This window comes from Bacillus cereus group sp. N11, assembly GCF_016483605.1.
GTDB classification, from domain to species: domain Bacteria; phylum Bacillota; class Bacilli; order Bacillales; family Bacillaceae_G; genus Bacillus_A; species Bacillus_A toyonensis.
Genome location: NZ_JAEHBN010000011.1, coordinates 1 through 14,517, shown reverse-complemented (window position 1 = coordinate 14,517; position 14,517 = coordinate 1). Strand labels below are relative to the sequence as shown.

The window sequence follows — 14,517 nt, the reverse complement described above, 5'->3', positions numbered from 1 at the left end:
AAAATAAAAAGTTTACAAAAAAATAATCCCTTTTAAAAGGGATTATGCCATTTTCTCTCCTGATTCTTCTTTAAAAAAGCTCTTCATCGCATGGAATACGTCTGCTTTTTGCTTTAAAATATAATATCTAAAGTTCTCATCTTTAATATTTTTATAGGCTGACATAAGCGTACTATGGCGGTTGTACTGATTCACTTCCCCATACCCAAACATATTACATTTCTTCATCAGCTCCTCAACAAGCTTTACACATCTCGCATTATCTGATGTTAAATTATCACCGTCTGAAAAATGGAATGGATAAATATTATAGCGGTCTGGTGAATATTTATTATCGATAAGCTCTAATGCCTTTTTATACACGGAAGAACATATCGTTCCGCCACTTTCTCCTTTTGAGAAAAATTCTTCTTCTGTAACAACTTTCGCTTCTGTATGATGAGCAATAAATTCAATATCAACTGTTTCATACTTTGTACGTAAAAATCTTGTCATCCAGAAAAAGAAGCTACGTGCCATATACTTCTCCCATATTCCCATCGATCCACTCGTATCCATCATCGCTAATACAACAGCTTTTGAATCTGGCTTTAACACTTCATTCCAAGTACGGAACTTTAAATCCTCTTGGTGAATTGGATGGAAAGATGCTTTACCACGCATTGCATTTCGTTTATATGCAGATATCATCGTTCGTTTCTTATCAATATTTCCCCATAGTCCTGTTTTTCTAATGTCATTAAATTCAATATGTTCAATCCGGTTTTCATCCATTTCTTTTCTCTTTAAATTAGGAAGCTCTAGCTCTTTGAAAAACGCTTGCTCTAATTCTAAAATAGAAACTTCAGCTTCATAATAATCTTCTCCAGCTGCATCTCCTGCACCTTGACCTTTTCCTGGGCCTTTTTGCTTTTGACCACCTGATCCATCTCTCGCAACGACATCACCAACTTTGCTATCACCAGTTCCTTGCCCAACGTGTTTGTTTTTATCATAATTGTACCGAATCTTATATTCATCTAAAGAACGAATTGGTATTTTTACAACATCCTTGCCATTAGACATAACAATGCTTTCTTCTGTTACAAGATCGGGTAAATTATTCTTAATTGCCTCTTGTACTTTTTCTTGATGGCGCTGTTGGTCGTCATATCCTTTGCGATGGAGGGACCAGTTTTCCTGTGAAATCGTATAATTTGGTTGATTTTCTTCGCTCATTCCTTTCCCTCCTTACTGTAATTGTCTTTCTCTATGAACAGCAATCTATAAATTTTGTTCTATAATGTTCAAGCTAAAATATTTGAAAGGTAACTGCCCATCGAAAATCACCCCATAAACATATATAACGTTTTACATACAATACTCCGAGCATCCTAAACAAAATTTTGCCACTCACATAATAGAAAGAAATATTCAGCCTCTGATAAGAAAGAAACACAATGCATTGTTGCACACATTTTCACTTTGCAACATATTGTATTGTGTTGGCTTTTTTCGTATGAATGGTTGGTTACTCTATCATATGCATATTGTAAAAATAATTGACAATAAATTCATGAAATTGCATCTTAATTTATTATATTTGGACAAGGTATGACACTTTACACATATGAATGGATAATAAAACGCTGTCCCGCAAAAAACAAGAGACAGCGTTTTGTTATCAAACTATCGATTTAGCAAGCTACCTACATAGCGTAATAATTCATTTGCCGAAGAAGAATTATAGCCATGCTCATCAATTAAACGTGCAACAACATCGTTGATTTTCTTAAGCTGATTTTCATCTGGTGTTTTCGTTGATGTTGTGATTTTCACGACATCTTTTAAATCAGCAAATAGCTTCTTCTGAATCGCTTCGCGAAGACGTTCATGCGAGTTATAATCGAAACGTTTTCCTTTACGCGCATAAGCAGAGATGCGAATTAAAATTTCTTCACGGAATGCTTTCTTCGCGTTTTCTGAAATTCCAATTTGTTCCTCAATTGAGCGCATTAGTTTTTCATCTGGGCTCATTTCTTCACCTGTTAATGGATCACGTAATTTCGATTTATTGCAATATGCTTCAACGTTATCTAAGTAATTATCCATAAGTGTCTTAGCCGATTCTTCGTATGAATATACGAATGCTTTTTGTACTTCTTTCTTAGCAATTTCATCATATTCTTTTCTTGCTAATGAAATGAAGTTCATATAGCGCTCACGATCTTCATTACTAATGGATGGATGCTGGTCTAATCCATCTTTTAAAGAACGAAGTACGTCTAGTGCATTAATAGATGGTACTTCTTTTCTAATAATTGTAGAAGAAATTCGGTTAATAACATAACGTGGGTCAATACCACTCATACCTTCATCTTGGTATTCCCGTTGCAATTCTTCTACATCAATCGCATTATAACCCTCTACCATTTCACCATCATATAAACGCATCTTTTTGTTTAAATCAATATCTGGACGCTTCGGATCTTTTAAACGAGTTAAAATTGTAAACATCGCTGCAACACGAAGTGTGTGTGGTGCAATATGCACATTCGATACATCACTTTCATGAATCATCTTCTCATAAATATGTTCCTCTTCACTCACTCGTAAATTGTATGGAACTGGCATTACAATAATTCTTGAATGCAATGCTTCATTTTTCTTATTTGCTATAAATGAGCGATACTCTGTTTCGTTCGTATGCGCTACAATTAATTCATCTGCTGAAATAAGCGCAAACCTTCCCGCTTTGAAATTACCTTCTTGCGTAAGCGATAATAAATGCCATAAAAACTTCTCATCGCATTTTAACATCTCTTGGAATTCCATCATCCCTCGGTTCGCCTTATTTAATTCTCCATCAAATCGATACGCACGAGGATCTGATTCTGAACCATATTCTGCAATTGTTGAAAAGTCTAGACTACCTGTTAAATCGGCAATATCTTGTGATTTTGGATCAGACGGGCTAAATGTACCAATCCCTGTACGGCGATCTTCCGAGAAGAAAATACGCTCTACAACTACATCCTCAATTCTTGACCCATATTCTTGCTCTAGACGCATTACATTTAATGGTGATAAATTCCCTTCAATTCTCACTCCATACTCATCAAAGAAATCATCCCGTAAATGATGTGGAATTAAATGTAGTGGATCTTCGTGCATCGGGCAGCCTTTAATTGCAAAAATCGCTCCACGATCTGTACGTGAGTATGTTTCTAATCCTCGTTTCAACATCGTAACTAATGTTGATTTCCCTCCACTAACAGGACCCATTAATAATAAAATACGTTTTCTAACATCTAATCTTTTTGCAGACGGATGAAAATATTCTTCAACAAGACGCTCTAGTGCATCCTCTAGTCCAAACAGCTGATTACTAAAGAAATTATATTTTCTTCTACCATCAACTTCTTCAATTCCGGCATCTTTTATCATATTGTAAATGCGAGAGTGTGCTGTTTGAGCCACCCATGGTCTTTCTTTCACAAGCTCCAAATACTCCGCAAACGTACCTTCCCATTGTAAACGTTCTTCTGCTGCTCGATGCTGTTCAATCTTTTTTAGAATATCCATTATAGCTCCTCCCCCATCTCCTTGTTCAATCGGATTATTATAAAAGGTATGCTAGGATGTCCTTAAACATTCTTTAAATCAAAACGAAATATATAGTAGTGCTATAAAATTCTCTCCAAAATTCAAAGAAAATTCTGTATAATATAGGTATTAAAGTTTTCACACTGCTATTCATTATAAATAAATTCTTTTCTTCTAAGAACCTTACATACATTTCAATTCATAAATAGAATTCGTAAATCGAAAAAGTAGGAGGAATATTAATATGAAATTATTATTAATTTTAGGTGTATCACTCACATTTCTTACAGCTATTTTCACATCTGGTTACAACGATAAACCAGGTACACATAAAAAGTGATGTGCTTTTAGCACATCACTTTTTTCTTTATACATCATGTATAATACATATTTTCCACATCATATTTTGATAAAGGGCGACTATAATAATAACCTTGTACAATTTCTACATTTTTTCCCTTCAAAAACTGTATTTGTTCGGCTTTTTCTACTCCTTCTGCAATTACATTCAATTCTAATGTATGAGCTAAATGAATAATTGCAGCCGTAATATTCGTATCACGTTCATCTACATGTATACCTTCCATAAAAGAGCGATCAATTTTCAAAGTATCAATTGGATATGTTTTCAAATAACTTAAAGACGAATACCCTGTTCCAAAATCATCTAAATGAATCTTTAAATTTTGTTCTTTTAATTGTAGCAACACTCTCTTTGATATGTCTTTATGTATAAGGGCTCCTTCTGTCACCTCTATCGCTAATAGATGAGCTGGTACATTGTACTTATTTAAAGCACGTGTAATCATCTCTATTAATGTAATAGATCGAAAATGTCTAGCTGAAATATTAACTGCAATCGGAACCACTTCATACCCTTTATTTAACCATTCACGTATTTGCTGACACACTTGATCTACTACCCACTCATCAAGCTTAATAATAAATCCTGTTCTTTCTGCCAGTGGAATAAATTGATTGGGAGGGACAAATCCTAATTCTTTATTCTCCCATCTTATTAAAGCTTCCATACTAGCTATTTTTTTCGTTTCAATATTAACCTGCGGCTGGTAATATAAGAAAAATTCATTTTTCTCTATAGCACGATGTAACTGATTTTCCATTACAAACCTTTTCTCACGTTCACAATCTAATCCTTTACAATAAAAATGATAATGCCCTTTTCCTTTTTCCTTTGCTTTTTCCAAAGCAGCATCAACTCTTTGAAAAAGTATTTTTTCATCGGCTCCATCTGTTGGTGCCATTACAATTCCAATTGATGCACTTAAATACACGTCCTCTTCTTCAATTACAAAATGTTCACTAATCTTTTCTAATATGTTTTTTGCAACTTCCTCTACATATTCTTTCGTTATATTTTCTATTAACATAACAAATTGATCATCATGTTCTCTAAATAAATGCATACCTTCTATTTCTAGATTGCTTAAACATTCTGTAACTTTTTGTAATACTTTATCTCCTTCTTTATGACCAAATGTATCATTAATAAGATGAAATTCATCCAAATCCATGAAAACTAGTGCAAGCTCTTTATTTTCATTTAAAAACTCATTTAGCTTGTTTGTGCATGAAATTCTATTCATTAAACCTGTTAATTGGTCATAATAAGCTAAGTATTCCGTCTTCATCTCATTTAATACTTGCCTTGTAACATCCCTCGTAACAATATACACCCCAACAATTTCACCGTTCACAATAATCGGGATTGTTCTCAAAGAAATATATAATTCATATCCTTCTTTATGAACATATTTCTTTGAAACAATTTGTTTTGCTCTCCCCTGTAAAGCTTCCTTAAATATAATTTGAAAGTCTTTTTCATATTCTTTAATAATAAAGTTAAAAATAAAGTTATTATTTAACTCTTCATATCGGTATCCAAATATTTCATACGTTGCCGGATTAGCATATGTAATTCTACCTATAGAATCTATAGATATAATGGAGTCATTATTATATTCTAGTAATGACTTAAATAACATTTGTTTTTCCTCTATCTCTGCTTTCTCCTCAATCTGAGCTGTAATATCCCTTGTAATACAAATAATAAATTGACATACCCCTTCTTCGTCGTATACAGGATTAACTGAAGACTCATAATGTAAATTACCAGTTGGGAAACTGATTACATCACAAAATGTGTGTGCTCTCGCCTCTCTCACCACTTTTATATATTGCTCTTGTAATATTTTCACCTTTTCTCCTGATAACACTTCTGCAAATGTTTTTCCGTAACATTCTTCACTTAATCCAGCATAATCCATCCCTATTTTATTTATATAAATATATTTAAAGATCTCATCATCAATAACTTTCACAATAAATACTAAATCTTGAATAGCATGTAATAGTCCTTGTCTTATTAAATCCATATCTATCATACTTAAAAAGGTATTTTGATTGTTATATTGTTCCTTCATATTTATCTCAACCCGTCTTATCTATTTTTAATCATATATCCCATTCTATATGAATATGTACCTTTTTTAAAATGTATGACTACATATTATTTTTATTTATAAAAAAAGCCGCCTAATGGCGACTTTTAATAAACGATTTCTAAATCTAATCCTGGATAATTTTGTTGACGAAACGCTTCATAAATTAAAATTGCTGCTGTATTAGATAAATTTAATGAACGTACTTTATCCGTCATTGGAATACGTAAACAATGATCGAAGTTTTCTTCGATTACATTAGCTGGTAAGCCATTTGTTTCTCTTCCAAACACGAAATAATAATCCTTCTCACGTTTGCTATAATCAAATGCTGTATGAGCTTTCTCACCATACTTTGTTAAATAGAAGAATTCACCGTCTTTATTTTTCTCATAAAACTCTTCAATTGAATCGTAATACGTAACTTTTACGTGCTGCCAATAATCTAATCCTGCACGCTTTAACATTTTGTCATCCGTTGAAAACCCAAGCGGTCTAATCAAATGTAATTCTGTTCCAGTTGCTGCACAAGTACGTGCAATATTTCCTGTATTTGCTGGAATTTCTGGTTGATATAAAACAACATGTACGCCCACGCGATATTCACCTCTGTTTTTTGTCTACTACGTATTATACCACTTGAACGAAAAATCTCTACCCATTAATAATATGAAAGAATTTATATTTCATTTGTGGTGTGTATTTACTAGAGTCCTCATAACTCCAATAACGCCGCCGGCTATTTGCTGAATGTGCATTTACAAGTGGCATACCATCTGCGTCTTTTGCTACTACAATCGTCGTATGATTCCACCTACCGTCATCTTCGAAATCGTAAGCAATGACATCACCAAGAATAAGGTCTTCCGGCTTTTCTACAGTTTCTCCTCGCAGGCCAACTGTAGAACCTGACAAGTACCAGTAAAAAGAGTGTGCGACAGCCCAGCTCCAACTCCACTGGTTCTCCCTTTGCCACCAACCTTTACGAATATTAGGATATCCGTTCATTGGTACTTCTCCAGTATGAAGACATTGAGAAATAAAATTTGTACAATTATCAGGAAAATTGCGATACACTGGGTTTCGATCATCCCACCAACGCTCTGCATATTTTACTGCCTCTAAACGATTATACTGATAAGAACCGTATTTCTCTTTCGTAACTTCTCTTTCTAATGTCTCACCTATTCCAATCTCTTCTGGCACTTCAATAGCATAATCACCTATTATCCGGCTATTATTTAAACAAACTCTTCGTTTTAATTGTTCCTCTTCGATATAAAATAATTCTTTATGCTTAATTAAATATTTAAAATGTACTTGATAATCAATTTCTTGATAATCACTACTATTTAGCTGTCTAATGAAAGAAACATCTGCTGTTGCTTTCACTATATCTGCACTACGTTTTTGAAACAATTGTTTCTTTCTTTGTGCTAGTTGTAATAAATCTTTAGCAATACCATCCACATTTGTTCGTTTCTCTGTTACATATGCTAAAAACTGTTGTACTTGTGTTTCAATATTTTCTTTTACAACCATTTCATCTCCCTCCCATATTACAATATGAAAAAGGGAGATATTATCTACTCTTTTTTCTGCGCTAACAATGCAAGCCCACGATTCATTTCATGAAGAACTTCTTCATCCTTTTCACGTTCCATCGCTTTCTCAATAGCTTCGCCTACTCCATCTCCACCAATTTTCCCAAGTGCCCACGCTGCTGTTCCGCGTAGTACTGGTCTTGGATCATCTTTCATAACACCGATTAAATCAGGAATTGCTGATGCTTCTTTAAAATGCGCCAATGCTAAAATCGCATTTCGTTGCAATGGCTTTTTACCTCTCCATGACCCTGACATAATCCCATATTTCTCTTTAAAATCACGATTACTAATTGTTAAAAGTGGTGTTAAGAGCGGTTTAACTAATTCAGGATCTGGCTCCATCTCAGGATGATTATGAAAATCCATTCCTTTATTTTTTGGACACACAGTCTGACACGTATCACATCCATATATACGATTTCCTATTTTATCGCGATATTCTTCAGGTAGGAACCCTTTCGTCTGTGTTAAAAAAGCAATACATTTCTTCGAATCTAACTGTCCACCCTGTATTAAAGCACCTGTAGGACAAACATCAATACATTTTGTACAGCTTCCACATTGATCTTCTATCGGCTGATCTGGTGGAAATGGAACGTTTGTAATTATTTCTCCCAAGTATACATACGAACCAAATTCAGGTGTAATAATAGCGCAGTTCTTACCACTCCATCCGATACCTGCACGTTCTGATACAGCACGATCGCTTAACTCACCTGTATCAACCATTGACTTCACTTCTATATCTGGAAGCTTTTCAATTAAATATGCCTCTAACTTTTGCAAACGATCTCGTAAAACAAGATGATAATCTTGTCCCCAAGAGGCACGACAAAAAATCCCACGGCGTTCTCCACGTTTACTTAATGGTGCGTTTTTTAATTTTGAAGGATACGCTAAAGCAATCGCAATAATTGATTTTGCACCTGGTAATAAAAGCTGTGGATTCGTTCTTTTTTCTATATCAGACTCTTCAAATCCAGATTGATAATTTAATTGTTGCTGCTGGATTAACCGCTGCTTTAGCTCCTCAAATGGAGAAGCACTCGCAAAGCCTATTTTATCTATACCAATTGTTTTACTATATGCAATTACATCTTGCTTTAATTGTTCAAAATCCATTCTTAATCGCCTCCTCAGATGAACCCATCCCTTATGTAACGACTATATTGGTTAGCAATTCACTTTTGGAATACTATTCTTTACTTCTATTTTCGCATACAATTATGCTTTTCAAACATTAAAAAACGCAATGCCTCGTTTATCTCAGAAACGAAACACTGCGTTGATCACAATTTATTAGAAAAACATTAAATAAAATTTGGAGCGGGTGAAGAGAATCGAACTCTCGACCAGAGCTTGGAAGGCTCTTGTTTTACCACTAAACTACACCCGCAAATATGAAATACATATAAGATATTAGAATAACTTATGTAAAGTAGTATAGCATGTAAAAAAAACGGAAGCAAGAATTTTATCGAAAAAAGTCGAAAAAGTGATGAGAGACCTCATCACTTTTTCAATTCTTTATCAATCGCCTTCTTCATACTATCGAAATCAGGATTTGCAAGATTCCCGTTTATATATACTGAAGGAGCACCTTGAACTTTTAATTTTTGAGCACGATCTGAATCTTTACGTACTTTTTCTTTTATTTCTTTACTGTGTAAATCTTTTTTAAACTGTTCTACATCAACTTTTGGAAGTTTCTCTTTCACAATGCTAAGAAGTAATTCTTCTGTAATCCATTCTTCCGTATCTTTCTTTTGACTTTGATAAATCTCATCATAGAAAGTCCAGAATGAATCTTTATCTTGTTTATAAATTGCTTCACCAGCTGCTGCGCCTAAATCAGAGTCTTTTCCAATAAATGGGAAGTTGATAAAATATAACTGCACTTTACCTTTATCAATATATTCTTCTTTTAATCGTGGTAATACCGTTACATCCCAAGTACGACATGCTGGGCATTTGAAGTCTCCAAATTCAACTACCTTAACCGGAGCATCATCTTTACCTAAAGATTGTTGCGTAGAATAAGCAAACATCTCATTCCCTTTATCTTTTTTGTCATTTATGATGCTATACGCAATTGTTCCGATTACAATCAATACTGCGATAGAAAAAACTACACCAAGAGCCATGAGTTTATTTGATTTCATATACATTCCTCTTTAAATTCATATTCTGTATACAGCATTGTACACAATACACATAATATCAACACTTATATACGTCACGCAATGAACACGCTCACATAAATTACAAAAACACAATAATTGTGACGATATTGTGTCACAATTTGTCACAATTTATTCAAAAAAAGAAGCTCCTATGCAAGAGCTTCTCTTAACTTACTGCTTTTTCACGCGCATTATTTAACATCGACTGCTCTGTTTTTATATCATGGCGAATTACTAATTTCTCACTAACTGCTTGCACATACTCATCATGATTGATATATCCTTCTTTTTCCATTAATCTCAAAACTACATTTCGTCTCTCGACCGCTTTATCATAATTTTGCGCAGGTGAGTAATAAGCAGGTGCTTTCACTACAGCAGCCATCATCGCACTTTCAGCCAACGTTAATTGGTTCACCGTTTTACCGAAGTAAAGGTTGGCTGCTTTTTCAATTCCCCATGCTCCTTCTCCGTAATAAATATTACTTACATACAATTTTAAAATTTCATCCTTCGTAAATGTACGTTCAATTTTTTTTGTATAAAAAATCTCTTTCCACTTACGAGAAAATGTACGTTCATTCGTTAAAAAAGCATTTTTCGATAATTGCTGTGTAATTGTGCTTCCTCCTTGCACAACACCACCAGCTTTTATATTCTCAACAGACGCCCTAATAATTGCTATATAATCTAAACCATTATGATGATAAAACCTTTTATCTTCTGTCGCGATAAATGCATGTGTTAATGATTCTGGCACCTCTAACTTAGGCGGTACATGTAATTTACTAATATCACTTTTCTCGATCATTATATTTCCAACGAATAATAACGTACAACTTAACAATAATAATAAAATAATGGCTTTATAAAAGAATTTAGTCATTGGATTTAATGCAACTTTTTGATGATAGTTCACTCTAGATAATACTCGTTCTTTCATCTTGAACACCTCTTTTCCACACAGCATATATATCTCTTAACTTAAGAATACCTTGTTGTAAAAAAATATCCCATCGATTTCTCTTACACCTACCTTACATCATTGTAAGGTATAAAAATGTATTGTATCACAGTCTTTTTTTATCTACTATTCATCTGAAATATTGAATATACATTATTTTAAAACATTCATAACAAACAGCAGCGTAGAAATTAAGAGCGTTATACTTCCTTGATTCCACTTTATTCTTTTATTATATCATCTATAAATTTCTATTTTTAAACATCTAGTAATCTAATTATATATGATATATCATAATTATACAGAACTAATGTTCTCGAAATCAATACTAGCTTTATTATCATTTTGACCTTTTTCTAAAGTAATATACATAAGAAAAGGGTAGCTATTTGAGATACACTCAAATAGCTACCCTTTTCTTACAACCTGCCTATAAGGTTATATGGCTGTACTTCCCACGTTTCGTATGGGATGAAATGCGCTGCTCTCATCGCATCAACTGTTCTTGATTTCATATGAGGACGCGTTATATACTCATCGATATTCTCTTCATTTAAAGCAATAAATTTAGCCTCTTGTATTTCTTCAGGTTGAATTTTTATATCACCACTCACATATGCCACTTTAAACACAACAGCTAAAATATGCATAGAAGCATTATAATAGACCCCTGTAATTCCGATAGGCTTCACCGATAATCCTGTTTCCTCTTTTATTTCCCTACAAACAGCTTGATCGAGTGCTTCTCCTTCTTCTACTTGTCCCCCAGGCATTTCCCACGTATCCGCTCGCCAATGTACTTTTGTTAAAAGCATCTCATTCTTTTCATTTGTTAAATAGCCTGCTACAGCAACGATATGCTTTGGTGTTTTATGCTCCATAGAAATACCTCCTAGAAATACAATCATTTAAAATACTATCTATAATCCTATTCCATAACTACAACAAAACACCTTTAAAACCTTATCATCTTAATTATTTCAATAAAAAAGACCCAGTTCGTTAAACGAAAGGGTCCTTTTTTATTATTCGCCTAAGTCTACGTTATGGTAAACTTGTTGTACATCTTCTAAATCTTCTAATGCATCAACCATTTTTTCAAATTGTACTTGAGCATCTTCAGGAAGTTCTACATCATTTTGTGCAAGCATTGTTAATTCTGCAACTGTAAATTCTTCAATACCAGCATCTTTAAGTGCAGATTGTACTGAGTGGAATTGATCAGGTTCAGCATAAACGATAACAGAATCTTCTTCTTCTAGAATGTCACGTGCATCTACATCTGCTTCCATTAAAATTTCAAGAACTTCATCTGATGTTTTACCTTCAAGACCGATAACAGCTGTCGCATCGAACATGTAAGCTACAGAACCATTTACGCCCATGTTACCACTGTTTTTGCTAAATGCAGCTCGTACATCTGCTGCGGTACGGTTTACGTTATTTGTAAGTGTATCTACAATTACCATAGATCCATTTGGTCCAAATCCTTCGTAACGAAGCTCATCATAGTTTTCTTCTGAACCGCCTTTTGCTTTTTCAATTGCACGATCAATAATTGTTCTTGGTACATTGTATGTTTTCGCACGCTCTAATACAACTCTTAACGTTTGGTTTGATTCAGGATCTGGCTCGCCTTGTTTTGCTGCCACATAAATTTCACGTCCAAATTTCGCGTATATACGGCTTGTATTTGCATCTTTTGATGCTTTTTTGTCTTTAATGTTGTTCCATTTACGGCCCATACTTTCACTCTCTTTCTCGTTTTAAATCTACATAAAAATATTAATATGAAATATAATGTGTATTCAACACATTTTTAAAAGAAATATAAAAAGTTCACTTTTGATTCATATTACAGACATAATATAAATCATTATCATTTTGTTCTTTCGACAAGTTATATTATACATGAATTTTTACGTTTATTACGAATTTTAGCATCACATAATATAATTTAACAAAAAAGACTCTAACATTTCTGTTAGAGTCTTTTTACATCGTCGATACCGATTGTCCGGGCCGCACCGACACTCCCGAAGGAACACGATTTTGAGTCTTTCTAGGTGACATTTATATAGTTATATAGAGCGTTCCCCCTAAAATCCTTTATTTTAAAGTATTTTAAAAATTTTGATCTTCTTTAAACATGATGAATTAAAATGAAACGAAGCCAAAATGGAATCACAATAAATAACTGATACTTTTTACTTTCATTTCTCTCTTGATTAAAATTATCATATTTCATTTATTACTTTATTTCTCGCTAAACAATAAGAAAAAGGGAAAAATCACCACCACATCCCCCTAATTACTTTTTATTGCTGTATAATTAAAACAGGAAAATAATTTTGGAATTCAAAGATTTGAAGGATGGGGGAGAATTATGACACATTTACATGAAAAAAAAGCACATGGTCTTAAAGGGATAGGAGAAAAGCTAAACCCAACTATCTATCAAGTGAGATTCATGAAATTAGATGAACCAATTCAATTTGAGTCATTCCCTAAATTAAAGGAATTAGGGGAATGGTTGAGTACTTCAACGCAAATGTGGTCGTGCCACTCAACTATGTACAAGTACAACAGAGAAGAGTTTGAAAAGAATTTTTTAGAAATTACAAAGTTAACAGTTGATAATGTGCTAATATCTACTGGTGGTGTCGGATTTAACTTCATGTCACCAGGGTGGAGAGATTCTCTATAAAATGAAACACTAAAGGGATAAAAATGAATGTTCATTTTTATCCCTTTAGTGTTTCACAGTTTGCTTTAACTGTATAGCATGAGCTTTGATAGTATTAGTCCTTATTTTGTAGTACGATGAAAACACAAAAAAACTCTATACAATTAGTATAGAGCCTGATGTTACGTCGTTCTTGATACCGATGGTCGGGGTCGAACCGACACTCCCGAAGGAACACGATTTTGAGTCGTGCGCGTCTGCCAATTCCGCCACATCGGCACAATAATAAAGGCGGCAACCGGATTTGAACCGGTGATAAAGGTTTTGCAGACCTCTGCCTTACCACTTGGCTATGCCGCCATATTTAATTTAATTGGAGCGGAAGACGGGATTCGAACCCGCGACCCCAACCTTGGCAAGGTTGTATTCTACCACTGAACTACTTCCGCAAAAATGGCTGGGCTAGCTGGATTCGAACCAGCGCATGACGGAGTCAAAGTCCGTTGCCTTACCGCTTGGCTATAGCCCATCGAATTCTTACTTAATTATATGTAAGTATCAATTAGATTATTTGTAATTTTAAAAATAAAAATGGGGCGACTGATGGGAATCGAACCCACGAATGCCGGAGCCACAATCCGGTGCGTTAACCACTTCGCCACAACCGCCATGTTGTGTAAATGTATTTGGCAGGGGCAGTAGGAATCGAACCCACACTGGAGGTTTTGGAGACCTCAGTTCTACCTTTAAACTATGCCCCTATGTAAATGGTGGAGGGGGGCAGATTCGAACTGCCGAACCCGAAGGAGCGGATTTACAGTCCGCCGCGTTTAGCCACTTCGCTACCCCTCCGAAACTTACATGGTGCCGGCTAGAGGACTTGAACCCCCAACCTACTGATTACAAGTCAGTTGCTCTACCAATTGAGCTAAGCCGGCGTATTGTATTAAGATAAATGGTGGCTCGGGACGGAATCGAACCGCCGACACGAGGATTTTCAGTCCTCTGCTCTACCGACTGAGCTACCGAG

General features: G+C 34.5%; 11 protein-coding genes and 9 tRNA genes. 1 reads left to right on the top strand and 19 read right to left on the bottom strand.

Going from position 1 to position 14,517, the window contains the following annotated elements; translation table 11 throughout:
* Positions 1-42: 42 nt before the first annotated feature.
* From yhbH to JDS98_RS18385, 11 genes are all read right to left on the bottom strand, one after another.
* Positions 43-1,218, bottom strand: coding sequence for a sporulation protein YhbH (gene yhbH / locus JDS98_RS18435; RefSeq protein WP_001288242.1), 1,176 nt, complete (start codon positions 1,216-1,218; stop codon positions 43-45).
* 450 nt (positions 1,219-1,668) lie between these two features.
* The gene (locus tag JDS98_RS18430) at positions 1,669-3,564 is read right to left on the bottom strand and encodes a PrkA family serine protein kinase (RefSeq protein ID WP_000353271.1); all 1,896 of its coding nucleotides are present in this window, start codon (positions 3,562-3,564) and stop codon (positions 1,669-1,671) included.
* Between the two features lie 395 nt (positions 3,565-3,959).
* Positions 3,960-6,029, bottom strand: coding sequence for a sensor domain-containing protein (locus JDS98_RS18425; RefSeq protein ID WP_199634189.1), 2,070 nt, complete (start codon positions 6,027-6,029; stop codon positions 3,960-3,962).
* A gap of 125 nt (positions 6,030-6,154) precedes the next feature.
* Entirely contained in the window at positions 6,155-6,643 is a 489-nt protein-coding gene (gene trmL / locus JDS98_RS18420; RefSeq protein ID WP_000538149.1) for a tRNA (uridine(34)/cytosine(34)/5-carboxymethylaminomethyluridine(34)-2'-O)-methyltransferase TrmL, read from the bottom strand.
* Between the two features lie 58 nt (positions 6,644-6,701).
* A complete protein-coding gene (locus JDS98_RS18415) occupies positions 6,702-7,589 on the bottom strand; it encodes an amidase domain-containing protein (RefSeq protein ID WP_000260519.1) in 888 nt (295 codons plus the stop codon).
* A gap of 44 nt (positions 7,590-7,633) precedes the next feature.
* A complete protein-coding gene (gene queG / locus JDS98_RS18410; protein ID WP_000345226.1) occupies positions 7,634-8,776 on the bottom strand; it encodes a tRNA epoxyqueuosine(34) reductase QueG in 1,143 nt (380 codons plus the stop codon).
* 200 nt (positions 8,777-8,976) lie between these two features.
* Positions 8,977-9,050: transfer RNA gene (locus JDS98_RS18405), tRNA-Gly, on the bottom strand.
* Positions 9,051-9,165: 115 nt separating this feature from the next.
* Positions 9,166-9,816 carry a DsbA family protein gene (locus JDS98_RS18400; RefSeq protein ID WP_000841321.1) on the bottom strand — a complete coding sequence of 217 codons (651 nt, stop codon included), beginning with the start codon at positions 9,814-9,816 and terminating at the stop codon, positions 9,166-9,168.
* Between the two features lie 187 nt (positions 9,817-10,003).
* Entirely contained in the window at positions 10,004-10,780 is a 777-nt protein-coding gene (locus JDS98_RS18395; RefSeq protein WP_000664700.1) for a transglycosylase domain-containing protein, read from the bottom strand.
* 440 nt (positions 10,781-11,220) lie between these two features.
* A complete protein-coding gene (locus tag JDS98_RS18390; protein WP_097957559.1) occupies positions 11,221-11,682 on the bottom strand; it encodes an NUDIX hydrolase in 462 nt (153 codons plus the stop codon).
* Between the two features lie 144 nt (positions 11,683-11,826).
* Complete coding sequence (locus JDS98_RS18385; RefSeq protein WP_000532958.1) at positions 11,827-12,546, bottom strand: YebC/PmpR family DNA-binding transcriptional regulator; 720 nt, start codon at positions 12,544-12,546, stop codon at positions 11,827-11,829.
* A gap of 641 nt (positions 12,547-13,187) precedes the next feature.
* On the opposite strand from JDS98_RS18385, the gene JDS98_RS18380 reads away from it, so the two are divergent.
* Complete coding sequence (locus tag JDS98_RS18380; RefSeq protein WP_098711868.1) at positions 13,188-13,508, top strand: DUF3884 family protein; 321 nt, start codon at positions 13,188-13,190, stop codon at positions 13,506-13,508.
* Between the two features lie 176 nt (positions 13,509-13,684).
* Here JDS98_RS18380 and JDS98_RS18375 read toward each other — a convergent pair.
* From JDS98_RS18375 to JDS98_RS18340, 8 genes are all read right to left on the bottom strand, one after another.
* Positions 13,685-13,766 (bottom strand) — tRNA-Leu (locus JDS98_RS18375).
* Between the two features lie 10 nt (positions 13,767-13,776).
* Positions 13,777-13,847 (bottom strand) — tRNA-Cys (locus JDS98_RS18370).
* Positions 13,848-13,861: 14 nt separating this feature from the next.
* A tRNA-Gly gene (locus tag JDS98_RS18365) sits at positions 13,862-13,936 on the bottom strand.
* Between the two features lie 5 nt (positions 13,937-13,941).
* A tRNA-Gln gene (locus JDS98_RS18360) sits at positions 13,942-14,016 on the bottom strand.
* Positions 14,017-14,079: 63 nt separating this feature from the next.
* Positions 14,080-14,155: transfer RNA gene (locus JDS98_RS18355), tRNA-His, on the bottom strand.
* 19 nt (positions 14,156-14,174) lie between these two features.
* A tRNA-Trp gene (locus tag JDS98_RS18350) sits at positions 14,175-14,248 on the bottom strand.
* A 7-nt stretch (positions 14,249-14,255) separates the two neighbouring features.
* Positions 14,256-14,339 (bottom strand) — tRNA-Tyr (locus JDS98_RS18345).
* A 10-nt stretch (positions 14,340-14,349) separates the two neighbouring features.
* Positions 14,350-14,425 (bottom strand) — tRNA-Thr (locus JDS98_RS18340).
* Between the last annotated feature and the right edge of the window lie 92 nt (positions 14,426-14,517).

Bases quoted from the DNA above. Each gene is read 5' to 3' on its own strand.
- yhbH (WP_001288242.1), bottom strand. From the start codon at position 1,218: ATGAGCGAAGAAAATCAACCAAATTATACGATTTCACAGGAAAACTGG.
- JDS98_RS18430 (WP_000353271.1), bottom strand. From the start codon at position 3,564: ATGGATATTCTAAAAAAGATTGAACAGCATCGAGCAGCAGAAGAACGT.
- JDS98_RS18425 (WP_199634189.1), bottom strand. From the start codon at position 6,029: ATGAAGGAACAATATAACAATCAAAATACCTTTTTAAGTATGATAGAT.
- JDS98_RS18415 (WP_000260519.1), bottom strand. From the start codon at position 7,589: ATGGTTGTAAAAGAAAATATTGAAACACAAGTACAACAGTTTTTAGCA.
- queG (WP_000345226.1), bottom strand. From the start codon at position 8,776: ATGGATTTTGAACAATTAAAGCAAGATGTAATTGCATATAGTAAAACA.
- JDS98_RS18400 (WP_000841321.1), bottom strand. From the start codon at position 9,816: ATGAAATCAAATAAACTCATGGCTCTTGGTGTAGTTTTTTCTATCGCA.
- JDS98_RS18395 (WP_000664700.1), bottom strand. From the start codon at position 10,780: ATGAAAGAACGAGTATTATCTAGAGTGAACTATCATCAAAAAGTTGCA.
- JDS98_RS18390 (WP_097957559.1), bottom strand. From the start codon at position 11,682: ATGGAGCATAAAACACCAAAGCATATCGTTGCTGTAGCAGGCTATTTA.
- JDS98_RS18385 (WP_000532958.1), bottom strand. From the start codon at position 12,546: ATGGGCCGTAAATGGAACAACATTAAAGACAAAAAAGCATCAAAAGAT.
- JDS98_RS18380 (WP_098711868.1), top strand. From the start codon at position 13,188: ATGACACATTTACATGAAAAAAAAGCACATGGTCTTAAAGGGATAGGA.